18 protein-coding genes and 1 pseudogene are annotated in these 25,574 nt (G+C 65.5%); 16 read left to right on the top strand and 3 right to left on the bottom strand.

Translation table 11 applies throughout. The features are described from left to right. Positions 1–62 precede the first annotated feature (62 nt). The 9 genes from VEA62_RS02280 (at position 63) to VEA62_RS02240 (ending at position 11,812) form a co-directional block, all read left to right on the top strand. Positions 63–257, top strand: coding sequence for a hypothetical protein (locus VEA62_RS02280; protein WP_324817850.1), 195 nt, complete (start codon positions 63–65; stop codon positions 255–257). Continuing rightward, entirely contained in the window at positions 254–3,016 is a 2,763-nt protein-coding gene (cphA, locus tag VEA62_RS02275) for a cyanophycin synthetase (protein ID WP_324817847.1), read from the top strand. The genes VEA62_RS02280 and cphA overlap by 4 nt, the downstream gene beginning before the upstream one ends. Further along, entirely contained in the window at positions 3,009–3,842 is an 834-nt protein-coding gene (locus VEA62_RS02270; protein WP_324817845.1) for a cyanophycinase, read from the top strand. Before cphA ends, VEA62_RS02270 begins: the two co-directional genes overlap by 8 nt. Positions 3,843–3,951: 109 nt before the next feature. Further along, on the top strand, positions 3,952–4,344 hold the full coding sequence (locus tag VEA62_RS02265) for a GFA family protein (protein WP_324817843.1): 393 nt from the start codon (positions 3,952–3,954) through the stop codon (positions 4,342–4,344). A gap of 291 nt (positions 4,345–4,635) precedes the next feature. Then, complete coding sequence (locus VEA62_RS02260; protein ID WP_324817841.1) at positions 4,636–5,955, top strand: site-specific integrase; 1,320 nt, start codon at positions 4,636–4,638, stop codon at positions 5,953–5,955. 131 nt (positions 5,956–6,086) lie between these two features. After that, positions 6,087–6,503 (top strand): hypothetical protein, encoded by a 417-nt coding sequence (locus VEA62_RS02255; protein WP_324817838.1) that lies wholly within the window; start codon positions 6,087–6,089, stop codon positions 6,501–6,503. Between the two features lie 10 nt (positions 6,504–6,513). Next, on the top strand, positions 6,514–9,939 hold the full coding sequence (locus VEA62_RS02250; protein WP_324817835.1) for a hypothetical protein: 3,426 nt from the start codon (positions 6,514–6,516) through the stop codon (positions 9,937–9,939). Positions 9,940–10,245: 306 nt separating this feature from the next. Continuing rightward, positions 10,246–10,527, top strand: a complete 282-nt coding sequence (locus tag VEA62_RS02245; RefSeq protein WP_324817833.1) for a helix-turn-helix transcriptional regulator — start codon at positions 10,246–10,248, stop codon at positions 10,525–10,527. Continuing rightward, positions 10,520–11,812: a type II toxin-antitoxin system HipA family toxin gene (locus VEA62_RS02240; protein ID WP_324817831.1), complete on the top strand. Its 1,293-nt coding sequence runs from the start codon at positions 10,520–10,522 to the stop codon at positions 11,810–11,812. Before VEA62_RS02245 ends, VEA62_RS02240 begins: the two co-directional genes overlap by 8 nt. A gap of 34 nt (positions 11,813–11,846) precedes the next feature. On the opposite strand, the gene VEA62_RS02235 is transcribed toward VEA62_RS02240, so the two are convergent. Next, positions 11,847–12,824, bottom strand: coding sequence for a hypothetical protein (locus tag VEA62_RS02235; protein ID WP_324817829.1), 978 nt, complete (start codon positions 12,822–12,824; stop codon positions 11,847–11,849). A 596-nt stretch (positions 12,825–13,420) separates the two neighbouring features. Between VEA62_RS02235 and VEA62_RS02230 the strand changes: the two genes are divergently transcribed. Further along, positions 13,421–15,367 (top strand): DUF3363 domain-containing protein, encoded by a 1,947-nt coding sequence (locus VEA62_RS02230; protein WP_324817827.1) that lies wholly within the window; start codon positions 13,421–13,423, stop codon positions 15,365–15,367. A 456-nt stretch (positions 15,368–15,823) separates the two neighbouring features. Here VEA62_RS02230 and VEA62_RS02225 read toward each other — a convergent pair whose 3' ends face one another. Further along, a complete protein-coding gene (locus VEA62_RS02225) occupies positions 15,824–16,060 on the bottom strand; it encodes a helix-turn-helix transcriptional regulator (RefSeq protein WP_324817825.1) in 237 nt (78 codons plus the stop codon). A 159-nt stretch (positions 16,061–16,219) separates the two neighbouring features. On the opposite strand from VEA62_RS02225, the gene VEA62_RS02220 reads away from it, so the two are divergent. Further along, complete coding sequence (locus tag VEA62_RS02220; protein ID WP_324817823.1) at positions 16,220–16,627, top strand: hypothetical protein; 408 nt, start codon at positions 16,220–16,222, stop codon at positions 16,625–16,627. A gap of 10 nt (positions 16,628–16,637) precedes the next feature. Here the strand turns inward: VEA62_RS02220 and VEA62_RS02215 are convergent, their stop codons facing one another. Next, entirely contained in the window at positions 16,638–17,513 is an 876-nt protein-coding gene (locus tag VEA62_RS02215) for a hypothetical protein (RefSeq protein WP_324817821.1), read from the bottom strand. A gap of 310 nt (positions 17,514–17,823) precedes the next feature. Between VEA62_RS02215 and VEA62_RS02210 the strand changes: the two genes are divergently transcribed. The 5 genes and pseudogenes from VEA62_RS02210 to VEA62_RS02190 all read left to right on the top strand — a co-directional run. Beyond that, positions 17,824–18,228 carry a DUF4160 domain-containing protein gene (locus VEA62_RS02210; RefSeq protein WP_324817820.1) on the top strand — a complete coding sequence of 135 codons (405 nt, stop codon included), beginning with the start codon at positions 17,824–17,826 and terminating at the stop codon, positions 18,226–18,228. 213 nt (positions 18,229–18,441) lie between these two features. Beyond that, positions 18,442–20,277, top strand: a complete 1,836-nt coding sequence (locus VEA62_RS02205) for a class I SAM-dependent DNA methyltransferase (protein ID WP_324817817.1) — start codon at positions 18,442–18,444, stop codon at positions 20,275–20,277. A 179-nt stretch (positions 20,278–20,456) separates the two neighbouring features. Continuing rightward, a complete protein-coding gene (locus tag VEA62_RS02200; protein ID WP_324817814.1) occupies positions 20,457–21,602 on the top strand; it encodes a restriction endonuclease subunit S in 1,146 nt (381 codons plus the stop codon). Then, positions 21,599–22,519 (top strand): GIY-YIG nuclease family protein, encoded by a 921-nt coding sequence (locus tag VEA62_RS02195; protein ID WP_324817812.1) that lies wholly within the window; start codon positions 21,599–21,601, stop codon positions 22,517–22,519. Before VEA62_RS02200 ends, VEA62_RS02195 begins: the two co-directional genes overlap by 4 nt. A 19-nt stretch (positions 22,520–22,538) precedes the next feature. Continuing rightward, positions 22,539–25,358: pseudogene (locus tag VEA62_RS02190) on the top strand (type I restriction endonuclease subunit R); the annotation flags it as partial. Positions 25,359–25,574: the final 216 nt, after the last annotated feature.

The raw sequence follows: 25,574 nt of genomic DNA, 5'->3' as shown, positions 1-25,574 counted from the left end.
TGGACTTTGGAACCCGTTGTTCGGCTTGGCATTTCCGGGGTTAACGATCGCGAGGAAGGACCATGCAGCACCCCGGCTATAACTGGACGATACGACCCTCGGGCGAGGACTGGCTGTGGGAGATACGGGACCACGCCGAGGGCGGGCTGGTGCAGGAGGGGCTCGCGCCCTCCCGCGCCGTGGCGGCCGCCCTGGTCATCCGGGCCCTCGCGCGCGGCGCCGCTGAGCCGATCCGGCGCCAGGATTTCGCCGCATGAGTCCGGCGACCGCCCACCGGCCGATCCGCATCCTTGAACACGGGGTGTATCGCGGCCCGCATCTTTACAGCCACCGCCCCATGGTCCGGATCCAGGTCGATCTCGGCGAGATGGAGTCGTGGCCGACCGACCGGCTGCCCGGTTTCGCCGAGGCGCTTGTCGGCGCCCTGCCGACGCTGGACAGCCACGGCTGCTGCTACGGCGAGCCCGGTGGGTTCCTCAGACGCCTTCGGGAGGGCACATGGCTGGGCCATGTGGTCGAGCATGTGGCCCTCGAGCTGCAGGCGCTGGCCGGCGCGTCGACGACCCGTGGCAAGACCCGGTCCGTGAAGGGCCGCGCCGGCGTCTACAATGTCATGTTCGCCTACGAGGACGAGGAAACCGGGCTGCTGGCCGGACGGCTGGCCTTCCAGATCGTCGACGCCCTGCTGCCGCCGGAACGCCGCGGCGTCGAGGGGCTTGAGACGCTCGCCGCCGGACGGGCCGATCTCGCCGGAATCGAAACCGTAGAGGCGGCCCTGCCGCTGCTGAAGGCCTCGAGGCGGCGCGGCATGTTCGGGCCGAGCACCCAGGCCCTCGTCGACGCCGCGCGCCGGCGCGGCGTCCCGGTAACGCGCCTCAATGGTCAGAGCCTGGTCCAGCTCGGCTGGGGGGCCCGCCAGCGCCGCCTGCGCGCCAGCGTCACCGACCGCACCGGCCTGGTCGCCTCCGAACTGGCCGGCGACAAGGCCGAGGCCAAGGCGCTGCTGGCGGCGATCGGTTGCCCCGTGGCCCGCGGCGTCGTCGTTCGCACCGCCGATCGGGCCGTGATCGAGGCGAAGGGGCTGAAGCGTCCGCTCGTCGTCAAGCCGCTCGACGGCAACCATGGCCGTGGCGTCACGACAGGTCTCCGGACCGGGGAGGAGATCCGCGCCGCCTTCGACCTCGCCGTCCAACACAGCCGCCATGTCATCGTCGAGGAAGAACTGCCCGGCCGTGACCACCGCATCCTGGTGGTCGACGGGCAGGTCGTGGCCGTGGCCGAGCGCGTCCCCGCCCAGGTGATCGGCGACGGCCGCAGCACGATCTCTGAGCTGGTGGCCGAGGCCAATGCGGATCCCCGGCGCGGCGACGGCCACGAGAACCTGCTGACCCGGATACGGCTCGACGACCAGGCGGCCTTCGACATCCTCGAACGGCAGGGGCTGACGACCGACAGCGTGCCGGCGGCGGGTCAGGTCGTGGCCCTGCGCACCACCGCGAACCTGTCCTCCGGCGGCGTCGCCATCGACCGGACCGACGACATTCATCCCGACAACGCCGCCATCGCCCGGCGGGCGGCCCTGGCCATCGGCCTCGACGTGGCCGGCATCGACCTGCTGGCCCCCGACATCAGCCGGTCGGTGCGCGAGACGGGCGGCGGCATCGTCGAGGTCAACGCCGCGCCGGGGCTGCGCATGCATCTGGCGCCCTCGGAGGGTCAGCCGCGCGACGTGGCCGAGCCGATCATCCGCATGATGTTCCCGCGGGGCTCGACGGCGCGCATTCCGGTGCTGGCGGTGACCGGCACCAACGGCAAGTCGACGGTCGGGCGCATGCTGGCCCATGTGTTCCGCCACACGGGCCGCACCGTCGGTCTGACCAACACCAGCGGCGTCTACATCAACGACGAGCGCCTCCACGCCGGCGACGCCAGCGGCCCGAAGAGCGCCCGCATGGTGCTGCGCGACCCGACCGTCGAGGTCGCGGTGCTGGAATGCGCCCGCGGCGGCATCCTGCGCGAGGGGCTGGCCTTCGACCGCTGCGACGTCGGCGCGGTCCTGAACGTCCAGCCGGACCACCTGGGCCTCAAGGGGATCGACACGCTCGAGGATCTCGCCGCCGTCAAATCGGTGGTGGTCGAGAGCGTGTCGCGTCGCGGGGTCAGCGTGCTCAACGCCGACGATCCGCTGACCCTGCGCATGGCGAAGCACGCCGGCGGCCGGGTCTGCTGGTTCTCGATGAGGGGCGGCGACGACACCCCCGGATTCCTGCTCAAGCACATCGGCCAGGGCGGCCTGGCCGTGCTGCACGACCCTGCCTCGGGCGAGATCAGCCTGCACGACGGCGGCGCCGCGGTGGCGGTCTGCAACGCCCGGGCGATCCCGGCGACTCTGAATGGCGCGGCCCTGTTCAATGTCCAGAACGCCCTCGCCGCCGTGGGCATGGCCTATGGGGCAGGGGTCGAGCACGCCGCCATCGGCGCGGCCCTGTCCGGCTTCGCCTCGACCTTCGAGCAGAATCCGGGCCGGCTGAACGTCTATGACGGCCACGGCTTCCGGGTCATCCTGGACTACGCCCACAATCCGGAAGGCCTGCGCGCCCTGGGCCGGCTGGTCTCGGCGATCCGGCCGGCCTCTGGCCGGACCATCGCCATGCTCAGCGTGCCGGGCGACCGGCGCGAGGCGGAGATCCTGGCCATGGGCGAGGTCGGCGCGGAGTATTTCGACCAGCTGGTGTTTCGGGAAACGCCCGACAACCGCGGCCGTCCTGCCGGGGAGGTCATCCGGCTCATGACCGAGGGCGCCGCGGCCGCGGGCTGCGATCCGCTGCGGATCCGCGGCTATCACCGCGAGGAGGACGCGGTGGCGGCCTGCCTCGACATGGCGCGGGCCGGCGATCTCGTCATTCTGACGCCCACCCGCGTCGAGGCGGTATGGCGCCAGATGCTGGACTTCCGGCCGGCGGTCACGAGCGACGGCGCCCCGGCCGACGTTGTGCTGGAGCCGCCGCATGGCTGAGGGCAAGGGGCCGCTCATCATTATCGGCGGACGAGAGGACAAGGAGGGGGAGCGGGTCATCCTCAAGGAGGTGGCGCGGCGCCTGAAAGGCGGCAGGCTGGTGATCGCCACTGTCGCGTCGCACGAGCCCGATGGCTATTTCGAGAGCTACCAGGAGGCCTTCGCCGGCATCGGCCTGACCGACCTCGTGGAGCTCTATGTCGAGGAACGGTCGCAGAGCCTCGAGAGTCCGGCCCTGAAGGCGCTGGACGGCGCCGGCGGCGTCTTCTTCAGCGGCGGCGACCAGCTGCGGATCTCCAGCCAGATCGGCGACACCCCGATCGAGCGGCGCATCCGCGAGCTGCACGAGGCGGGGGCGGTGATCGCCGGCACCTCTGCGGGCGCGGCGGTGATGAGCGAGACGATGCTGGTCAAGGGCCCCAGCGCCGAGTCCTACCGCATCGGCGACCTGCACATGGCGCCGGGGCTGGGCCTGGTGCGCGACCTGATCATCGACCAGCATTTCGCCGAGCGTGGCCGCTACGGCCGGCTGCTGGGGGCGGTGGCGCACAATCCGCGCCTGCTCGGCGTCGGCATCGACGAGAACACCGCCATCATCGTGGAAGAGCGGAATTTCCGCGTCATCGGCAGCGGGGCCGCCTATGTCGTCGACGGCGAGGAGTCGACCCACTCCAACATCGCCGAGGCCCGCGCCGAGCGCGCCCTGTCGATGTTCAACGTCCGCATGCACGTCCTGTCCAGCGGCGACCGCTTCGACCTCGATTCACGCAAGCCGTCGGCCGGCCCGCACGAGGAGGGGGCGGAGCCTCCCGCGACTCGCGACTAGCCCGCCAGGCAGGGTCTTGTCGCCGGACGGCGGCGAGGGCGCGGCCGTATTTTCATCGGCGGCGCGGTTTGCTGTATGCCTCGCGACCGGGTTCTGCAGGAGACGCGGCATGGAGCGGTTCATCGGCGGTTGCCTGTGCGGCGACGTGCGTTTCGTGGCGTCGGGAGCCCCATACCGGGTCGGCCTCTGCCACTGTCTCGACTGCCGCAAGCATCACGGCGCCCTGTTCCACGGCTTCGCGATATTCCCCCAGGAGGCCGTCGCGATCGAGGGCGAGCCGCGGGATTACGCCGGCCGGTCCTTCTGCCCGCGCTGCGGCTCGTCCGTCTTCGCGCGCAGCGGCGACGAGATCGAGGTGAGCCTCGGCGCCCTCGACGCTCCCGACCAGCTGACGCCGACCTATGAGCTCTGGACCGTCCGCCGCGAATCCTGGCTGCCGCCGTTTCCGCTCAAGCGGCGCTACGAGCGTGATCGCGATCCGGTCAGCTGGCGGGAGGACTAGGGTCCCTGCCGCCGCACCCGACGGGCGACAGGACGCACAGGCCGCAGGATCGTTGAAAGAAAATGGCGCGCCCGGAACGATTCGAACGTCCGACCCTCAGATTCGTAGCCGACCCGGGCAGTAAAAAGAGACATCGAAGGGTAATCACCAGAAAGCACTCATCCCGTTGTTGTGCAACGGAAATTTGGGTGTCTGGGCGTTGCTGTCCATTTCCGCGAATGGACGCGAAATCCCGCCTCCTGGGTCCCATACGGGTCCCAGGATTTGGGCTCCGGATCTGGAGCAACGCCCATGCCTAAGCTCACCAAACGTCTAATTGACGCCTTCACGACCAGCGCGCCCGATGCCTTCCTATGGGACTCCCTCGTCCTAGGGTTTGGCGTTCGGGCTCGCCGATCAGGCACGAAGAGCTTCATCGTCAAATACCGGATGGGCTCGGCCGTGCGCCGACACACGCTCGGCAAGGTCGGCAGCCCCCACACGGTGGAGGAGGCCGGTGAGGCCGCTTCTGAACTGCTGCGCCAGGTCAAAGCCGGACACGACCCGATGCAGGCCAAGCGCGAGATCAACGAGGCCGTCACCGTCAACGAGTTGATCGAGGCGTATCTTCACGAAGGACGTATCGCGAAGCCCAACAAAAGAGAGTCTTCCTGGGCGGGCGACGCCTCGGTCCTACGACGGCACGTCGGTCCCTTGCTGGGGCATCGGTTGGCGCGCGATCTCACCCGAAGGGATCTTGAGCGGCTTCAGGCGGATGTCTTGAGCGGCAAGACCGCGAAGGACGTTCGGACGAAGGCGCGTGGGCGCGCGATCATCCGGGGCGGACCCGGGGCCGCCGGGCAGACCATCCGGTCCACGGCCGCGATGCTGTCCTGGGCGGTGATGCAGGAGATCCTGCCGCACAATCCGGCGATCGGCGTCCAGAAGATCACGCCCCGTCGCCGAGAGCGGTTTCTGTCGACGGCCGAGGCCAAGCACATGATCGAGACCTTGGCGGAGCTGGTCGATGCGGAGGAGATTCCGGACAGTCACGCGGCCATTATCCGGCTCCTGCTGTTCACCGGGGCCCGGAAGTCGGAGATTCTCAATCTGACCTGGGGCGAAGTCGACCTTGAGCGGGGCCGTATCCTTTTGCCCTGGCATCGGTCCAAGACCGGCGAAAAGATGATCCCGTTGAACTCGGCCGCCCTTGCTGAAATCATGCGCCGGCCGCGCGAGGGCCCATACGTGTTCCCGGCCGCTCGCGGGGAGGGGTCGACCGTCGGTCTCTACAAGACCTGGGATCGAGTGCGTGAAGTCGCCAAGCTGGAGGGCGTCCGGCTTCATGACCTGCGTCACTCGTTCGCGAGCTTCGCCGCGGCCGATGGCGCCAGTCTTTATCTCATTGGCAAGGCGCTCGGGCATCGGCAGGCGAGCACTACCGAGCGATATGCCCATCTGACGGATGACCCGGTCCGTGCGGTCGCGGAGTTGGTAGGGCAGCGCTTTCTCAGCGTCGGCGCGGCCGAGCAGATCGCTCCCGAGGAGGGTTCGGGCAGCTTTCAGAACAAGGGCCGGGGGCGCGGAAGTCCAGAGCAGGCCGATACATCATCCGTCGGAGACTCCCATTAACTACTTTTAGGTGAATAAGGAATTCACCTTGAAAGCGAAAAAAGTGGGTTGCGCCCCCGCTGGGGATGCGGCTGACTGTGACTGCGTATGAAGCATCCTGCAGGTTTCGAGCGGTCGAAATGAAAGCAAAGTTGCTGGTGATCCTTGGCCTTGCTGCGGCTCCGCTCCTGCTGGCGTGCATGCAGAGCCCACCGCCATCTGCGCAGGTGCGCGACGGCAAAAGACCGATCGTTGGCGATGACCTTCGGCATTTTGTGTCGGGCCGCCAGATCGGCTGGACCGAGCCTGAGCACATCACCAACACACCCCACAGTCACCGCTATTTTGCAGACGGACGCGTTGAGGACCTGGGGCCCGGCGCACGGGTAGGTACGTGGGTGGTGAGGGGCGACCGTGTCTGTCGCCGATACGGGCAAGTCGCTCCCTACGAGATATGTGACCAATATTACTCTGATCGCGGCGGGCGTTTCTACATGCGAAACCGCTGGACGGCGGAGATGGGCGCTCAGCCATTCTACGAAGTCTATGTGACGGACATCACCAACTGAGGGGATCCAAATGTCGTGGGCCAGCATCCAGCACCGCTTCGTGTTTCCAACGCAGATGGGCGCCAACTATGCTCCACAATCCTCGACAGACCAGACGGCGATTCATACGGCTCTTGGGGCGCTCTATGCCGGTTCGCCCGAGGCGCGGCGCATCCTGGACGCCCTCGCGGCGAAACCCGACGTCATCCGAATCTGGGACAGCACTGACCCAGTATCCGTCGCATGGTCTGACGACACGGTGCTGACGATCGCGGTCGACCTCGACCGGGTGCCGGCCATCGGCTTTTTCAATGACCAAGGCCGTTGGGTTCAGCAGGGTGGAAATATGATCGCCCTGACCCTGATCCACGAACTTGCGCACCTGCTCTCGACCAATTTTGAAGACCCCCAAAGTTCCGCAGATTCCGCCCTGAATGACCCCCAGATAGATCAAGTGGGCGACGCGGTGGCCAGTCAGCAGCTGGTCGCCCAGGAGATGGGCTGGACCGATCTGGTTCAGTCCACCTATTTCGCGGCGCTGAACTCAATCGACCCGAACGAAACGAGGTCGATCGCCAACGGCGTGGAATACACCGAAGGCAATGAGACCGATCTGGCGCGCCTTGGAGACCAGCAAGGAGTCGTCACCAACAATCAGGTCGATCACTCGACTCGAACGACCCGCGACCTCATCGTCACCTTCGGCGGTGATGACGTGGTGAACACCGGCGCCGGGAACGACCATGTCTACGGCGGCGCCGGCGACGACACGCTGTCCGGCGGAAGTGGCCAGGACTTGCTTCACGGCGGCGACATGGGCGGAGCCGGCGACGAAGGCATAGACCGGGTGGACTACAGCGTGGGAGACGCGGGAACCGCGACATCTCACGGCATCACCATAAACTTCGATACCGCGGCTGCGACCTATGACGGCAAACAGGTCATCACCGTTGCAGATGATGGCTATGGAAGCGCCGACCGCCTGGTCTCTATCGAACGGATAACGGCCACCACCTTCCAGGACACGTTCAAATTTAGCGGCGCCTTCGATGCCGACCTTGATCTCCGGATAGACGCGGTCGGTTCCGTGGGCGGCGTGGCGGATGTCATTGACCTGTCCGCGGCGCCGACCGGCTATTCCATCGTATCCGGAGCAGCCGGCGATGTGTTCATGCAGGCCAACAGTGGAGGGGGGATCGTCGGGATCGACAATTTCCACGGAGAAGTCTTTGGAAGCGCCGGGTCAGACCTGATCGACGGCGGGGCGATCGTGCACGGCGGAGGAGGCGCTGATTTCCTGATCGGCGGCGCCTACCAATTTGGCGGTGAGGGAAGCGACCGGCTTGAAGGCGGCGGCGTCATGGATGGCGGGGCCGGAAACGATTGGTACTCGGGCGGCGGAACCGTGCTCCTGAGGGACGGCGGCGGCCATGACATGCTCGACGAGTGGGGCGGCTACACCATCGATGTCGGCTCCTATGACCTGGCCGACCTTCGGATCGGATGGGAGCGGGTTCAGACATATCACGACACCTGGACGCTCGAGGGCATCGACGAAGAATTCGAGACGGCAGGCTACGAGGGGCGGATCTGTCTGATGCTTCCCTCCGGGGCCTCGGTCACGATCGGCACGATGTCGGGAATATTCGACACGGGCTCGGCCTATTTCATGGCGCAGCAAGGGGTCCCGAATCCCACGCCCTGGACCGACTTCGAGTTCCAGCCGTACGACTTCATCACGATCCTGACCCAGGCGGGCGAGTTCAGTTTCTTTGATCTGATCGGCGCAATGGGTCTCTTCATCAACGAGACCTACGGCTACACGATCCCGCCCGGCCCGGCGGTGGACGCGTCCTATTTCAATGGAGAGAGCGCCTGGACGGCCGCCTATACGGGGAGGCAGTACTCAGAAGAACCCCAGGCCGCCGGCGACGGAGACGACACCCTCCTCGGCGGCCAGTCTTCGCCCGGCGTCAGCTATCAGTCGTCGAGCGCGGGCGTCACGGTGGATCTGGGTCTCTCGACGCGTCAGGACACCGGCGGGAGCGGCCACGACATGCTTCTGGGCTTCACCGAGGTGATCGGTTCGGCCTTCGCGGACAGCCTGACCGCCGGCGCCTCCAGCAGTCGTCTGGAGGGCGGCTCCGGAGATGATCTTCTTGTCGGAGGCGACGGCGACGACCGAGTCGACGGCGGCGTCGGCGCAGACCTGATGTATGGCGGCGTGGGCGCGGACTCCCTCTTTACTGGCGAGGGCGACGACGAAGCCTACGCCGGCGATGGGGACGATCAACTCTTTGGCGACGATGGCGACGACCATCTGTCCGGCGGAGGCGGAGACGACTTCATCTTCGGCGGGGCCGGCTTCGACCAGGCCAACTACGCGGGCGACGTCGCGGACTTTCAGTTCTCGCGGAATGAGGATGGGTCGATCATCGTCACTGATCTGACGGGAGATCAGGGGACCGACGTCGTGTTCGACATGGAAGCCTTCTATTTCGCCGGAAGCCAGTCGTGGCACTACAGCGAAGATCTCGTCGCAGATTACGGGACCGAGGGTTCGGACGCGTGGCTTGAAGGCACGGCGGCGAGTGACACGATCTACGGACTGGGCGGCGACGATCTTCTCGTGGGGCGCGGCGGGAACGATGTTCTGATCGGAGGCGCGGGTTACGACCAAGCCGTGTTCGACGGAGACTTTGCGAATTTCACCTTCACGCGCGAAGCAGACGGCTCGATCACGGTGACGGACACGGTCGGCGCCGAAGGTGCGGACACGCTGATCGAGGTCGAGTCCGTGTACTTTCAGGCAAGCCAGACATGGGCGGCGATCACGTCGCTGGTTCCAGACTACGGAACTGAATTCGACGACGCATGGCTGGAGGGCACAGCGGGTTCAGAGACCATCTACGGCTTGGCGGGCGACGACAGCCTCATCGGTCGCGGCGGCGACGACCTCCTGATGGGGGGAGATGGATTCGATCAGGCCAACTATGTGGGCGCCTCCTCTGACTTCGCACTCACCTGGAATCCGGACGGGACTGTCACTGTGGCGGATCAGATCGGGGGGGAGGGCGTCGATATTCTCGACGGCATGGAGGCCATCTATTTCGGAGACGACGACGTCTGGATGTCGCTTGAGAACCTGGCGCTGGCCCAAGGAGCGGGTGCGGGGACGACTGCAGCGGCGAAAGAGTTCGATACCGGCTCCGGGACAGGGGATGCGTTCGTGCTGCCTGCCCGCCCTGACGACCTTCCGCAGGTCTTGCCGGGCCTCAACGGCTCCAAGTTCGATGACGAGCCATGGGTTCTGCCGGCCCTAGAGCCGTGGGCTCCACGGTTCGCCAATGTCGAGGCCCATCTGCCGTTTGCGCGAGACTGGATGGTCACCCTCGGTCCTGACGAGGGTGGCCTGGCCGATCCCGCTGCGCGTGGTGGAGACTGGATGATGGGCTGATCGGCGGGACCTATCCGCCCGCGTCCCGCCCGATACACACGAAGCCCATCCGCGACGCGCGACCTGGCTGAAGACCGTCAGGAACGCCTGATACACGCGCCCTATGGCGAACGTCCCGCCTAGAGCCTTGATCACGAGACCAAGGCTCCCGGCGCCAAGGTTTGGACGTCAGGCTGTCGACGGCGCGAAGGGTCTGCGGTGTTATCGAGCGATAACATTTGTCGATGTCATCGAACGCGAACAATCCGAATTGTAATCGAACGCGAACAATGATAGATGTTAGCAAACGCTAACAACGGGTGTGCTATGATAGTTCGTTCGGTCAAGGACCTCGGCGCCGCCGTGAGGGAGCGCCGTAGAGCGCTCAACCTCGACCAGGCCTCCTTGGCCGCGCAGGTCGGCGTCACCCGACAATGGATCGGCGGGCTTGAGCGAGGCAAGGCGGGGGCGGAACTCGCTTTGGTGTTGCGCACCCTCAAGGCGCTCAACATGCCGCTCTCCCTGGGGGACCCGTTGATCGGTCCGACGAGCTCCAGCCCTTCGGTGGACATCGATGCGATCGTGGCCAAGGCCCGCGGCAATGGCTGACGACTTCCTTGTCCTGCTCCTCGATGGTCAGACCATTGGCGTGATACGCCGCCGCCAAGGCAGACTGTCCCTGATCTATGACGAGGCCTGGAGGCTGCGCGCGGACGCCTATCCCCTCTCGCTTTCCATGCCTCTCGCCGCGACGGAGCATCCGCACGGCCCGGTCAACGCCTTCCTGTGGGGATTGCTGCCCGACAACGAGGTGGTCATCGCCCGTTGGGCTCGCCACTTCCAGGTCTCCCCCAAAAACCCCTTCGCGCTCATCGGAGCGGTCGGGGAGGACTGCGCCGGGGCCGTCCAGTTTGTCCGGCCGGATCGACTGGCTGCGCTTCAGGGCGGCGCCGAAGACAGCGTCGACTGGCTGGAAGAGCACGAGGTAGCCGAGCGGCTGAAGGCGCTGCGGGAAGATCAGGCCGCCTGGCGCGCCGCGCGCGATACCGGCCAGTTCAGCTTGGCCGGAGCCCAACCCAAGACAGCCCTGATGTGGGAGGACGGGCGCTGGGGGGTCCCATCGGGCAGACTGCCGACCACCCACATCCTCAAGCCCCCGACCGCAGCGTTCGATGGGCACGCGGAGAACGAACATCTGTGCCTCACCCTGGCGCGGCGGCTCGGCATCCCGGCGGCCGCCTCACGGGTCGAGACGTTTGACGGCGAGATCGCCATCGTCGTCGAACGGTATGATCGATTGCGTCTCGGCGCCCGGATCGCGCGGGTGCACCAGGAAGATTTCTGCCAGGCGCTCGCCCGGCTGCCGTCGGAGAAATACCAGAACGAGGACGGTCCGGGCGTGCCGGACTGTGTCGCCGTTCTGGCCGATCAATCCAGCGCGCCCGGCGAGGACATCAACACCTTCCTCGACGCCATTCTGTTCAACTGGATCGTCGTGGGGACCGACGCCCACGCGAAAAATTACTCGCTCCTGCTCTCCAGCGAGGGGCGTGTCCGTCTGGCGCCGCTCTACGATATCGCCAGCGCCCTGCCGTACAGGGACCTCGACTATCAGAAGCTCAAATTGGCGATGAAGCTGGGCGGCGAATACCGCCTCAGAGACATCGGAGCGCGTCACATCGCGCGCATGGCGACTGAGGTTCGGCAAAATCCGGGTCGGTGGATTGAACGCGCCCGGGACCTGGCCGGCCGAACGCCGGATGAGGTCATGGCCATCGCTGGCGAGATGCAGGCCGAAGGACTGAAGCATGAGATCGTCGGCAGGTTGGCTGAGCTGATCGCGGAACGGGCCAGAGCTCTTGAAGCCCTGCTGACAGCCTGGAAGCCGGACTGACGATCCAGGCAGAACAGGCCGCCAGCCGGGGCGGTCAGTCGTCGGGAATCTGCCACACCGAAATCGGTCGCAGGTCCTCCTCCGCGTAGTCGAGAGCCGAGACAGGCGTCGGGGTGAGAGGATCAATCCGGTCGGCGTGTCGCAGCGCCTGATCGATCCAGGCCGCGGCGTCTGGTCCGAGGTCACCCGCTTCCCTGCGGTTCGCGGCCTCGTAGGCGGCGATGAAGGCGCGCAGACGCTGCGCCCGACCCCAGGCGTCGGTCTGGGCCTCCAGATCCTCCAGCTGCTTCTCCGCCGCTAGCCTCTCGTCGCGCAACAGGCGCCGGCGGGCGTTCTCTGCGTCCGCCCGCTCCTGTCGCAGCTCGCTCTTCCGCCGCGACACGGCGGCGGAATGTGACGACCGGTACAGGCCGATGAAAACCTCGTTGAGGCAGTCTTCCACCCGTCGCGTCTTGCCGTCCTTCCATACGCTGCGCACGCCGTCCCGATAGGTCGCGGTGGAAATCTGTATGGTCATGACGCCGCTCGGAACGAAGTCGTACATCGGCGCGGAGGAGTAACCGAGCCGTCGCGTTCGGGCCTTCTCCGTCTCGGTCGACCAATGGACCTTCCTCTGGGAGGCCTCCTCAAGGGCGAGGCATTCGGCCTCGCCGGCGATCATGATCCCGGATTGGCCGTTGGACATGTCGCTGGTGCGGATCTCCAGCCCCCTAAGGTCGCAGGCTCGCGCCAGAGCGTCGATCAGGCGCGCCGCGCGGAGAATGGAAGATGGCGGCACGCGTACCCGGAAGGGCTCCGGACCGTCGTAGACGACAGCGCCGTACATGTCGGGCGCCGCCGCCTTCAACGCCTTGAAAACCCGCTTGGCGATGGGGTGACGCAGATCGATGTCGGAAGGCGCCTCGATACGTCTGTCGGGTCGGCTTTCCGCCTCGATGAGCGGCCCGTAGACGCGATCCATCAGGTCCGTGGCGAACGCGGAGCCGGCCGGCGGTGCGGGAAACTCGATCATCTCCTGATCGCCTGCGCGGGGCAGCGGCGCCGGGGGCTGGGCGCGCCCCGCCTGCGCCCTCTGCCGGTAGCCTTGAGGCGGCAGGGGGATGTCATGTCGTTGGCAGATCTTCCTCAGTCCGACATCGGAGACGCAAAACCGTTCCGCCAGTCTGGTCAACGGCTCGGCCCACAGCAGTCGGTAGAGTTCAGCCCGGGAGATCGTCTGGCTCGGCTTCATCTTTCACCGTCAGGCTCGTCGACCGTCCGACCGATTTTCGAATGGGGCGATGCGAACCCAAGCAATCTCGATGCCCGGGGGCGCAGCTGCATTTAACATGTCAGGCCGAACGCGTTAAAAAGTTCGGGAATAACGAACATATCGGCTCGCCCGTGATCGCGGGCCTCGGCCGACCGACGCAGCCCTTGAAGCCGGCGTCCCCCAAACGCCGTCGGCGGGCCGTCTGGCGCAAGTGATCCAGGGAATCACGCGCAACCGTCATCCCTCAACCGCACAGCGACAGGGTGGCAGGGCAAGATAAAATCCGGCCTGCGATCCTTGAACATCGCCGGCCGGGTACATCGGTGAAGAGCGGTGCGGGATGCTGGAGCCCGCCCATGACCGAGCCGCGCGACCCGGACCTGTTCGACTGGCGTCCGCCCCTGACCGCCCGGCGAGAGACGCCTCCGGTCGGTCGGACCGCTGGCCTGGTTGGCCGGGCGACTCCGGGGATGCCCCCGCGCGCCCGGGCGCGGCACTTCTCCGCCAAGGCGTTGGCCCAGCGGGTGCGGCCGGTGCGGTCGGCGACGGGCGAGCAGCGCCGGGTGATGGTCAAGGCGCGAGTGGTGCGCATGACGCCGGGCGCGAAGAAGGCGCTGATGACCCACGTCCGCTACGTAGCCCGCGAGGGCGCGGGCGCGGACGGAGAGCAGGGGCGGTATTTCGACGCCCGCGGCGACGACGCCGACGCCCGCGCCTTCGCCGGTCGGTGCGAAGCGGACCGGCACCATTTCCGGCTGATCGTGAACCCGGAAGACGGTCGCGACCTTCCCGACCTCAAAGCCTATGCGCGGCGCTTCATGGGCCAGGTCGAGAGCGACATGGGCACGCCGCTGGACTGGGTGGCGGGGGCGCATTTCGACACCGGTCGGCCGCACCTCCACATCCTGCTCAGGGGCAAGCGCGAGGACGGCCGCGACCTCGTCCTGCCCCGGGAGTACGTCAGCCACGGTCTCAGAGGCCGCGCACAGGAACTGGCCACCGAGATCCTCGGACCGCGGCAGGAGCAGTCCGCCGACATAGAGCGGGAGATCACGGCCGACCGGTTCACGCGGCTGGACCGGACGCTGCTGGTCGGGGTCCGCGAAGGACAGCTGGCGCTGGAAAGCATCCCCGCCGAGCAGCAGTCGGACGCGCTGCGCCGGTTGGTCCATCTGGAGACCCGTGGATGGGTGACGCGGGAAGGGCCTGAGCGTTGGTCGGTCCCCGCGGACTTCTCGGAGCGTTTGCGGGCTCACGGCGACCGGGAGGATCGTGAGCGGGCGGCGGCCAAGGCATTGTGGGGCTCGCCGTGGTCTGGCCAGATCGACCGGCTGGAACCGCTGGAACCGGCGGCGGGGAAGACTGTGACCGGCGCCTATGTCGGGGTGCAGCCGATCGGGCCCCATGGGTCCGGTCCGCAGGCTCTGGTGATGGAGACCTTCGACGGCCGGCTAGGGCATGTGCGGCTGCCGAGCCTCGATGCGGCTCTGGTGCTGGATCGCATTCTGCCCGGGGCCGTCGTCCAGATCCATGCGCAGGCCCGCCCGGCCCGCGCGTCCGATCAGACCATCGCAGAGGTCGCGGGAGAGAGCGGCGGGGTGTATTCGGCGGCGGCGCACCGGACGCTGCGACCTGAGGACAGCCCGGCCTTCATCGACCGTCACCTGCGGCGGCTGGAGGCCACGAGCCGCGAGGGCGCATGCCGGTCATTGGGAGAGGGGCGGTTCGCGATCGGGGCGGACTACCCCGAGGCGGCGGCCGCCGCCGATCGGGCGAAGCTTGGGGCGACGGAACTAGGGGTCCGGGTGCGGGACCCCCGCCCGCTAGAGGCGCAGGTCCGGGCGCAGGCGTTCACCTGGCTGGACCGCAATCTGCGAGGTCAGGTCGACATACCATCGGGTGGCCCGTTGGCCGAAGAAGCGCGTATCCGGCTTCAGGAGCGAGCCGGGGTTCTGCGGGCCTGGGGCGTCGGCTCGGGCGAGCCGCTCAGACTCGGCAAAGCCGACGAGACGGCCTTGAGGGCGATGGAGGTGAAGAGCGCGTTCGAGCGGCTCGGCGCCAACGGCAAGCCGGTCGATCTCGCCAGGGCGGGCCAGAGCTTCTCTGGCGTCTACATGGAGAAGGTCCATGTCGCCGGCATGCCCTATGCGGTCGTCGAGGGCCGCCACGGGATCACCCTCGCGCCATGGCGGGCCGCGCTGGAGGCCTGCCGGGGCCAGGCGATGACCGGCGTGCTGCAAGGCGGCTCGGTGGACTTCCGCTTCGGTCAGCAACTCGGTCGAGGACAGGGGCTGGAGCTCTAGGCGCCGGGTCGGTCGCTATCGTCCGTGGCCCGCCACACGCCCATGCGGCGCGGCTGACTGGAGGAGGAGCGCAGGTCGGTGAGCTGGCTGCGCGCCCACTCATGAAGCTTGCTCCTGGGGTAGTAGGGCGTTCGGCCTAGATGCAGGCACGGCGGCCCATCCGATCGCGTGCAGAAGATCTTGGCGAGGGTGGAGGGCGCTCTTCGGATGCCCATTGTCGCCAGTTCGCGCGACGCCTCCTTGCGGGTCAGGAGGGTGTCTTCGGTCGGTCCAAGTTGCAGGCCAGGCATGGGGGAACTCCACAGAATGTTCCCCGACCGTGCGATTCTGCCGGGGACAGTCAATGGAGCCCGTCCAAGGCGATCACGACGGACTCTGTTTCACAGCTGTTCAGGATTTTTCAGGGCGTTCTACCCGCTCACCACCGGTCGAGCGATTGTGATCGGACGGGCGACTTCAGGACTTCAGGCGGACGCCTGGACCGCCTTGGGCATCGGCGGGGATGAAGACGACGCCAGCGTCCTCAAGCGTCTGCTGAACCTTGTCCAGAGTTCGCGACTGCATTCCGCCGCGCCCGGATTCATATCTCTGGATCGTCGAAGGCGCGACGGAAGCCTTTTCCGCAAGTTCGCGAACCCCAAGTCCAACAGCGGTCCGAGCGAGTTTCAGCTGTAACGGGGTAATTGTCGGCACAGTGTACTCCAAAATGCGCACACCGTGTTGACTTGGTCAGTTCGGTGTGCTCACTTTCGCGCACCTTGTGATCAAAATCTAGCACAGTGCTCATCTGTGGCGCGAAGCGAGCCGTCTATGCCAGCTGATAAGAGGTTCCGACCCAGTGTGACACGACGCTTGATCGTGGGAACTGTCACGGCGATTCCGCTGGTCACGCGCGTTACGGCCAAGCCTGACAGTGTCGGTGGGGACGTCCAAGATTGGATACATGCCGACGACCTACTGGAGTCGTTGACCTTGGAATGGAGCCGGGCCGAGGCCGACCTGATTGCCACGGCCGTCGCGCCCGCTTCCTTCACTCCGACAAGCCAGATGCAGCGATTGGAACGCCAGATCGCACGTATCGATCAGAAGCGATCCGTTCTGCTTGACCGCATAGTGAGAACGCCTGCGGGGAGCCCCGAAGAGGCCGTGGGCAAACTCCTTGTGGCCAAGAGGCTGCTGGAAGGGGAGGGCGGCGTCGAGCACGATCTCGTAGCGGACGCAGTCACGCGTCTGGCTACCGTCCACGGGTTGGTCGATTGAATACCGTCGACTAGGCGCCAAGGTCAGACGTCGGCTCTCGACCGGAGAGCGGACGTTGAAGGCCTGCCGTCGCGTCCAGGTTGGTTCGAACGGTTTGGCCGCTGGCGTTGATCCGCCGCCCAAAGCCATCAGTCTGCCAAGGCCTTGGAGGCGTTCCGCCATCCAGTTTCCAACCGCAAGTTTCTAATAGGGACCCGATCAGGTGATGGACGGCCAGGAGGTACGGCTGAGGGTCCAAGACGATGTCTCTCAGCTGCTTCGCTTCCTGCCCTGCGAAGGTCGGCATAGCGGCCAGCGCTGGGGTGACGACGCCGCCATGTTTCAGCGCGTTGTTGAGTATGCGACATTCGGCTGCCCCGTGAAATCCCGGCAAGCTCGTAAGGTCAACGTCAGCGCTTTTGAAGCGTTGAAGAAAGTCGTCCCAACGATAAACCCCTGCCGTTCCGGTGAAGCCGGCAAGCACGAGATCAAGGTATTTCTCAGTGTGAGCCCACAAGCCGATGACACACAGTTCGTTCGCATAGGCAGCGACCGCGGCATTTTGATTGTCGGCCTCGAGGACCGCTGTACGAGATCGGCTCTCCATCAACTCCGCCCAACCCTCGCTGTCCTCATCGTTAAACAGCGGATTGGTTGGCTCCGATTTGAGGGTCTGCGCATACTCAGCAATGGCCTTGTCCTGGCGCCGGACCGTCTCAAACGCAGCTCGATGGAACGCCGCCAAGTTCATGAGCTCAAACTGAGCCAGGACATAGAGCCGGCCCATGACATCCCCCTGGGGGGTGTAATGGTCACAACTTAATGGATGGCCCATCGGAATTTCGAACGGCGCGACGAGCGCGTCTTGTTCGGCAGGGCTGCGAAACGTCGGCTGCGGGTCGGTCATGAGGCTCACTCTCCTTGTCGATGGGTGCCCTCGATAGCCGCCGTCCCTGCCCGTTTCTGGAACCGCGCTTTCAGTCAATCGAGACCCTAATCTGAACCGCGAGCGGACGTCCGAAACGCCTCAGCGAGTCAGATTTAGACGCACGAGACTTGGGTTCCAACTTCGGGCTCTGAAGGCGAACTCTCGATGATTCTATACGCTCCAGAGCGGCGGCGTGGTCCCTGATGAAGTCTGGACACTTCCGGCGGAGGCGCGTTATCGCAACGCTTGTTTGCCGGCATCCGCCCCGTCTTGACGTTGCGTAGATCACATGAGCGTTCACAAGCCATTCCTGCTGACTGTTGAAGGGCCCTTGCTGGCTTCTCTCCAGATCCATTTCCCCACCGAGGTGGTGATGGGCTCGGGCGGCGGACGCAGCGGTATGATGGAATATCTTCTCCCGCAGGTGCGAGAGGCGAAGCTGGAGGTCTTCTCAGACGAGCATCCACCGCCACACTTCCGGGTGTCCTATGCAGGTCGGAGCGCCAACTACAATCTGCTCACCGGCGAGCGCCTCGCCAAGAACAGGCCGATCAGCATCAAAGACCGAAAGGTCATGAAATGGTGGCTGGAATACCGGCTCGACCTGGCCCGGCTTTGGAATATGTCCCGGCCGTCCGACTGCCAAGTCGGACCTGTGATCATTCCCGATGACTGGCTTGCTGCCGGGGATTGAACCTGGCGACGATCTTGGTCGCCTGACACCCGCGGTGAGAGCTGGGTCGAAATGTCTCGATGGTGAAGCGGCGGCGTCCTGCTCCAGCGGTTCGTGACCGTTAGGGGCTATCAGCAAGGTCGGGCCGGTTGCTGCCGCTGGTGATCGAATATCACCCCGCCTTGCGCGCAGATGCCGTGCACGTGCTATCCCTGATTGCTCGGGGAGTAACGCATGAATCATCAGTCCATGTCGGCCTTTATCTGGTCGGTCGCCGATCTGCTCAGGGGCGATTACAGGCAGTCCGACTACGGCAAGGTGATCCTGCCGTTCACGGTTCTGCGCCGGCTGGACTGCGTGCTGGCGGCGACCAAGCCCGCGGTGCTGGCGGAGTTCGAGAAGCGGTCGGGCGAAGGCCTGAACCCCGAGCCGTTCCTGCTGCGCGCCGCGGGGCAGAGCTTCTACAATACCTCGCCGATGGATATGGCGAAGCTGATCGGCGACGCCGACCATATCGCCCAGAACCTGTACGCCTACATCCAGGCCTTCTCGCCGGCGGTACGGGACATCTTCGAACGGTTCGAGTTCACGACCCAGATCGACCGCCTGGCCAAGGCGGGCCTGCTGTACCAGGTGGCCGAGAAATTCGCCCGCATCGATCTGCACCCCGGCTCGGTCGACAACCACCAGATGGGCCTGGCTTTTGAGGAGCTGATCCGGCGGTTCGCGGAACTCTCCAATGAGACCGCCGGGGAGCATTTCACCCCGCGCGAGGTCATCAAGCTGATGGTGTCGCTGCTGTTCGTCGAGGACGATGACCTGCTGTCGAAGCCCAGCGTGGTCCGGACTATCTATGATCCGACCGCCGGCACCGGCGGCATGCTTTCGGTGGCCGAGGACTATCTGGCGGGCCTCAACCCGACCGCGCGCCTGACCATGTTCGGCCAGGAGCTGAACGACGAGTCCTACGCCATCTGTAAGGCGGACATGCTGATCAAGGGTCAGGACGTCGCCAACATCACGCCGGGCAACACCCTGTCCGACGACGGCCACCCAACCCGCAAGTTTGACTACATGCTGTCCAACCCCCCGTTCGGCGTGGAGTGGAAGAAGGTCGAGAAGATCGTCCGTCAGGAGCACGAACAGCAGGGCTTCAACGGCCGCTTCGGACCGGGTCTGCCGCGGGTGTCCGACGGTTCGCTGCTCTTCCTGATGCACCTGTTGTCCAAGATGCGGCCGGCTTCGGAGGGAGGGTGCCGGTTCGGCATCGTCCTGAACGGCTCGCCTCTGTTCACGGGCGGCGCGGGCTCGGGCGAGAGCGAGATCCGGCGCTATCTGCTGGAGAGCGATCTGGTCGAGGCCATCGTCGCCCTGCCGACCGACATGTTCTACAACACCGGCATCGCCACCTACGTCTGGATCGTCTCGAACCGAAAGCCGGCGCACCGCAAGGGCAAGCTTCAGCTGATCGACGCCAGCGTCTTCTGGAAGAAGATGCGCAAGTCCCTCGGCTCCAAGCGGCGCGAGATGTCCGACGACGACATCGCCGTCGTCACCCGCCTGTTCGGCGGCTTCGAAGAGGCCAGGCTGGCGACGGTGACCGACGCCGACGGCAAGTTGGTCGCCCGTGAGGTGGTGATCGAGGCCGAGACCCCGCCCGCCCCGCCCGAGGGCGGGAAGGTCAAGCTGCAGCCCCTGTCGCGCATCTTCGACAATGAGGCTTTCGGTTACCGCACCATCACTGTGGAACGGCCCCTGCTGGATGATCAGGGCCGGCCGGTGGTGGGCCAGAAGGGTAAGGCCAAGGGCAAGCCGATACCGGACAGCGCCCTGCGCGACACAGAGAACGTGCCGCTGGCTGAGGATGTCGAGACCTATTTCACACGGGAGGTCCTGCCCCACGCCCCCGACGCCTGGATCGACGAGAGCAAGACGAAGGTCGGCTACGAAATCCCGTTCAACCGGCATTTCTACGTGTTCGAATCCCCGCGCGATCTGGCCGAGATCGACGCCGACCTGTTGGCCGTGACCGACCGGATCAAGGCGATGATCGAGGGGCTGGCGGCGTGAGCGTGCCAGCGTACGAGAGCTATCGGGATAGTGGAGTGGCGTGGATCGGCGATGTTCCAGCGCACTGGGACGTGACAGCTGGGCGCCGGATTTTCAAACAGACTCGGACGCCAGCAGCCCCCGAGGATGAGCAGCTATCCTCGACTCAGAAGTATGGCGTCATACCCCAACGGCTCTTCATGTCATTGGAGGACCAGAAGGTCGTCTTGGCGATGGGTGGAATAGACGCGTTCAAACATGTCGACATCGACGATTTTGTAATCAGCCTTCGCAGCTTTCAGGGAGGGATTGAGCGGTGTCAGTATGGTGGCTGTGTGAGCCCTGCTTACACCGCCCTGAAGCCCGCGCAGCAGATCGCAGCGGGGTACTGGGAGTATCTTCTCAAGTCGAAGCCTTACATCGCCGCTTTGCAGGCTATCACCGATGGTATCCGCGAAGGAAAGACGATCCGATACGAGCAGTTCGGCTGGCTTCCTCTGCCCGTCCCACCAGTCAGTGAACAAGGCGCCATCGCCACCTTTCTCGACCGGGAGATCGGCAAGATCGATGCGCTGGTAGAGGCTCAGCGGCAACTGATAGAACTGCTGAAGGAGAAGCGACAGGCCGTCATCTCCCACGCCGTCACCAAGGGCCTCGGCCCCACCGCCCCGACGAAGGACTCGGGCATCGAGTGGCTGGGCGAGGTGCCGGCGCATTGGGAGGTAAAGGCGCTCAAGCACGTTGGCGAGTTCAACGCAGGAGCGGGCTTTCCAGATGCTGAGCAAGGCTTGCAGTCTGAAGAACTCCCGTTCCACAAGGTCAACGCACTCGCCCTCGCCGACCCCGACGACTTTCTCACGACCGGCGGAAATACTGTTTCGCGTGAGACCGCCAAACGGCTCGGCGCATACGTCTTCCCCGCTGGTTCCATCGTTTTCGCAAAGATCGGCGCGGCGCTCTTGCTTGGCCGGTTGAGGCGGTTGCGACGGCCTGCTTGCCTCGACAACAACATGATGGGCCTATCGGTACGCGACGGTAATGACCTTGAGTTCATCCGAAGCGCTATGAGCTTGGTGAAGTTCGACCTGATCTCAAATCCCGGAACGGTGCCCTCGCTCAACAAGGGGCAAATCGCAAACGCTGTCATAGCCATTCCGCCGCTCGCAGAGCAGGAGGCGATCTCCGCTCACATTCAACAGACGGCGCTCCGATACCGGGAGCTCACGACCGAAGCCGAAGCTGCTATCAGTCTTCTCCAAGAGCGCCGCGCCGCCCTCATCTCCGCCGCCGTCACCGGCAAGATCGACGTGCGCTGCATGGCCCCCGAGCAGGCGGAGGCGGCATGAGCGCGGGCGTTCTGGGTCGGTCCCTCGAACTCTTTTTCATCGACGGCCGCCCGGACGGGATGCTGACGGCTGAGGTATTCAATTGGACCGGCCACGTGCTTGTCACGCCGCGCACCCGTCTGAAGGAGGCGCTGGCGCGGCCGCAGTCGTCCTTCACGGGCATCTATCTGCTGCTGGGCGAGCGGGATGGGAAGCCGTTGGCCTATATCGGCGAGGGCGAGGACATCGCCGCTCGCATGCGGAGCCATGAGGCGGGCAAGGACTGGTGGACGACGGCCGTCCTGGTCACCTCGGCGGCCAACAACCTACACAAGGCCCACGCCAAATTCCTCGAATCCCGGCTGGTCGAGGAGGCCCGCAAGGTCGGTGTCATGCCGCTGGATAACGGCAACACGCCGCCGCGCCCCGGCCTATCGGAGTCGGCGCGGGCCAACATGGAAGCCTTCCTCGAGTACCTCTTCATGGTGCTGCCGGCCGTCCGGATCGACATGTTCGTGCAGAGGGTGCGCCCAACCGGTCCCGTGGTTGTTGAGACGACAATGCGCGCGGCAGCCGACCAAGCCACGACAGCTTCGGAAGCCACGGCCTTCCATCTTGAAAATCGCAAACACGGGCTGCGCGCTGACGCTCTCCTGATCGACGGGGAGTTCGTCGTTCAGGCTGGATCGCTCGCCCAAGGGAAAGACGATTTCGGCCTAGGGATCGGATCCTACTCAGAGCTCATAAGAGAGCTCGTATCAACCGGTGTTCTGGTGCGAGACGGCGAGCATTACAGGTTCAGCAGCAGCTACGCCTTCAGGTCGCCTAGCGCGGCTGGCGCCGTTGTGCTCGGCTATAATGTCAACGGCACAACCGTATGGAGAACATCCAACGGCCAGACCTATAAGGACTGGGAGGCGGCCCGACTGGCCGACTAGACGTGCGCTCGGGGGAAGCATGACCATCCACAAAGAGATCAGCTTCGAGGACGAGATCTGCGCGCACCTCGCCGCCCACGGCTGGCTGCAGGCGCCCGGCGACGCCGCCGGCCACGACCGCGCCCGCGCCCTGTTCCCCGCCGACCTGACCGCATGGGTTCAGGCGACCCAGCCCGCGACCTGGGAGGGCCTGTCGAAGACCCACGGCGCCAATGCCGAAACCGTCCTCGCCGACCGGCTGCGCAAGTCGCTGGACGAGCGCGGCGTGCTGGACGTGCTGCGCAACGGAATGGACATCGTGGGCGCCAAGGGACGGCTGGCGATGGCCCAATTCAGACCGGCCATGGGCATGAACCCGGACATCACGGCGCGCTATCAGGCCAACCGCCTGCGCGTGGTGCGGCAGGTGCGCTATTCGACCGCCAACGAAAACTGCCTCGATCTGGTCCTGTATCTGAACGGCATTCCGGTCGCGACGGCCGAGCTGAAGACCGACTTCACCCAGAGCCTTCAGGACGCCATCGACCAGTACAAATTCGACCGGAACCCGAAGCCCAAGGGGCAGGGGGGCGAACCCCTGCTGTCCTTCCCCGGCGGGGCGCTGGTCCATTTCGCGGTCAGCAACCGCGAGGTGGCGATGACCACGCGGCTGGAAGGCCCGGCCACGCGCTTCCTGCCGTTCAACCAGGGCGACCGCGGCGGCAAAGGCAATCCCTCCGACACCGGCGGGCATCCCACCGCCTATCTGTGGGAACAGGTCTGGCAGCGGGATAGCTGGCTGGAGATCCTGGGGCGTTTCCTGGTCACCCGCCGAGACGCCAAGAAGGCGATCACCGGCGTGATCTTCCCTCGCTATCACCAGCTTGACGCGACGCGGAAGCTGGCGGCCAAGGTGCTGGATGAGGGCCCGGGCGGGCGCTTTCTGATCCAGCACTCGGCCGGGTCGGGCAAGACCAACTCCATCGCCTGGTCGGCGCATTTCCTGTCCGAGCTGCACGACGCGCAGGACAGGAAGCTGTTCAGCAGCGTCATCGTCGTGTCCGACCGCAACGTCATCGACAGCCAGCTTCAGGAGGCCCTGTTCGACTTCCAGCGGACGACCGGCGTGGTCGAGACGATCAAGAGCGAGAGCGGGTCCAAGAGCGGGCAGCTGGCCAAGGCGTTGGCGGCCGGCAAGAAGATCATCGTCTGCACCATCCAGACTTTCCCCTTCGCGCTGGAGGCCGTGCAAGAGCTGGCGGCGACCGAGGGCAAGGCCTTCGCCGTGATCGCTGACGAGGCCCACAGCAGCCAGACCGGCGAGGCCGCCTCGAAGCTGAAAGAGATGTTGTCGGCCGCCGAGGCTGCCGAACTGGCCGATGGGGGCGAGATTTCCAACGAGGATATCCTCGCGGCCAAGATGGCCGGGCGCGCGGACGACAAGGGCATCACCTACGTCGCCTTCACCGCCACGCCCAAGGCCAAGACGATGGAGCTGTTCGGGCGCAAGGGCGATGACGGCCTGCCGACGCCCTTCCACGTCTATTCGATGCGCCAGGCGATCGAGGAGGGTTTCATCCTCGACGTGCTGAAGAACTACACCCCCTACAAGCTGGCCTTCCGCCTCGCTCACGACGGCCAGGACTGGGACGACAAGGAGGTCGAGAAGTCGGCCGCCAACAAGGCGATCATGAAGTGGGTGCAGCTGCACCCCTGGAACATCAGCCAGAAGGTGCAGATCGTCGTCGAACACTATCGCGAGAACGTCCAGCCGCTGCTGGACGGCAAGGCCAAGGCGATGGTGGTGCTGGGCAGCCGGATCGAGGCCGTGCGCTGGCAGCTGGCGATCCAGAAATACATCAAGGAGAAGGGCTATTCGCTCGGGACCTTGGTCGCCTTCTCGGGTGAGGTGAATGACAAGGACTCCGGCGCGGAGCCCTTCACCGAGACGAGCAAGGAACTGAACGCCGGCCTCAAAGGTCGCGACATCCGCGACGCCTTCGACGGCCCGGACTTCCACCTGCTGCTGGTCGCCAACAAATTCCAGACCGGTTTCGACCAGCCCAAGCTGTGCGGCATGTACGTCGACCGCCGCCTCGCCGGCATCCAGGCTGTGCAGACGCTGTCGCGCCTGAACCGGTCGCACCCCGGCAAGGACACGACCTACATTCTCGACTTCGTGAACAGCTCCGAGGAGGTCCTCGCGGCCTTCCGGACCTATTTCGAGACGGCCGAACTGGAAAGCGCGACCGACCCGAACCTCATCTTCGACCTGCGCGCCAAGCTGGACGCCGCCGGCCACTACGACGATTTCGACGTCGACCGGGTGGTCAAGGTCGAGCTCGATCCGAAGGCCACGCAGGGGCAGCTGATCTCCGCGCTGGTGCCGGTCGCGGATCGCATCCTGAAGGCTTCCAACGGAGCCCGACAGGCCCTCACGACGGCGACGGCCAGCGGCAACGCCCAGGGTGAAGCGGACGCCCGCGACCACATGGGGGCGCTGGAGCTCTTCAAGAGCGACATGGGCGCCTATCTGCGGCTCTACAGCTTCCTCAGCCAGATCATCGACTACGGCAACACCGACGTCGAGAAGCGGGCGATCTTTTATCGCCGCCTGCTGCCGCTGCTGGTCTTCGGTCGCGAGCGGGAAGGCGTCGACCTGACCGGCATCAAGCTGACCCACCACACCCTGAAGAACGAGGGCAAGCGCGACCTCACCTATGCGGCGGGCGATGCGCCCAAGCTGCCGGGAATGTCCGAGACTGGCTCAGGCGGCATCCACGAGAAGGAGAAGGCGCTCCTCGACGAAATCATCGCCCGGGTGAACGACCTGTTTGGCGCGGACACGACGGACAGCGACCAGCTCGTTTATGTGAACCAGGTGCTCAAGGGAAAGCTGCTGGAATCCGACGAGCTGATCCAGCAGGCCAGCAACAACACCAAGGCCCAGTTCGCCAGCTCCCCGACCCTCGGCAAGGAGCTTCTCGACGCCATCATGGACGCCTTGGTGGCGCACAACAGCCTGAGCAAACAGGCGCTGGAGTCGCCGAGGATTCAGGACGGCCTGAAGGACGCG

This window comes from Brevundimonas sp. (genome assembly GCF_035627475.1).
Lineage (GTDB): Bacteria > Pseudomonadota > Alphaproteobacteria > Caulobacterales > Caulobacteraceae > Brevundimonas.
This window is presented reverse-complemented; position numbering and strand designations above follow the sequence as displayed.

What these genes read in the sequence shown, in the direction of transcription:
- VEA62_RS02250 (WP_324817835.1), top strand. Translation starts at nt 6,514, where the DNA reads ATGTCGTGGGCCAGCATCCAGCACCGCTTCGTGTTTCCAACGCAGATG.
- VEA62_RS02280 (WP_324817850.1), top strand. Translation starts at nt 63, where the DNA reads ATGCAGCACCCCGGCTATAACTGGACGATACGACCCTCGGGCGAGGAC.
- VEA62_RS02260 (WP_324817841.1), top strand. Translation starts at nt 4,636, where the DNA reads ATGCCTAAGCTCACCAAACGTCTAATTGACGCCTTCACGACCAGCGCG.
- cphA (WP_324817847.1), top strand. Translation starts at nt 254, where the DNA reads ATGAGTCCGGCGACCGCCCACCGGCCGATCCGCATCCTTGAACACGGG.
- VEA62_RS02200 (WP_324817814.1), top strand. Translation starts at nt 20,457, where the DNA reads ATGTCATTGGAGGACCAGAAGGTCGTCTTGGCGATGGGTGGAATAGAC.
- VEA62_RS02210 (WP_324817820.1), top strand. Translation starts at nt 17,824, where the DNA reads ATGAGCGTTCACAAGCCATTCCTGCTGACTGTTGAAGGGCCCTTGCTG.
- VEA62_RS02205 (WP_324817817.1), top strand. Translation starts at nt 18,442, where the DNA reads ATGAATCATCAGTCCATGTCGGCCTTTATCTGGTCGGTCGCCGATCTG.
- VEA62_RS02235 (WP_324817829.1), bottom strand. Translation starts at nt 12,824, where the DNA reads ATGATCGAGTTTCCCGCACCGCCGGCCGGCTCCGCGTTCGCCACGGAC.
- VEA62_RS02240 (WP_324817831.1), top strand. Translation starts at nt 10,520, where the DNA reads ATGGCTGACGACTTCCTTGTCCTGCTCCTCGATGGTCAGACCATTGGC.
- VEA62_RS02265 (WP_324817843.1), top strand. Translation starts at nt 3,952, where the DNA reads ATGGAGCGGTTCATCGGCGGTTGCCTGTGCGGCGACGTGCGTTTCGTG.
- VEA62_RS02215 (WP_324817821.1), bottom strand. Translation starts at nt 17,513, where the DNA reads ATGACCGACCCGCAGCCGACGTTTCGCAGCCCTGCCGAACAAGACGCG.
- VEA62_RS02270 (WP_324817845.1), top strand. Translation starts at nt 3,009, where the DNA reads ATGGCTGAGGGCAAGGGGCCGCTCATCATTATCGGCGGACGAGAGGAC.
- VEA62_RS02245 (WP_324817833.1), top strand. Translation starts at nt 10,246, where the DNA reads ATGATAGTTCGTTCGGTCAAGGACCTCGGCGCCGCCGTGAGGGAGCGC.
- VEA62_RS02195 (WP_324817812.1), top strand. Translation starts at nt 21,599, where the DNA reads ATGAGCGCGGGCGTTCTGGGTCGGTCCCTCGAACTCTTTTTCATCGAC.
- VEA62_RS02230 (WP_324817827.1), top strand. Translation starts at nt 13,421, where the DNA reads ATGACCGAGCCGCGCGACCCGGACCTGTTCGACTGGCGTCCGCCCCTG.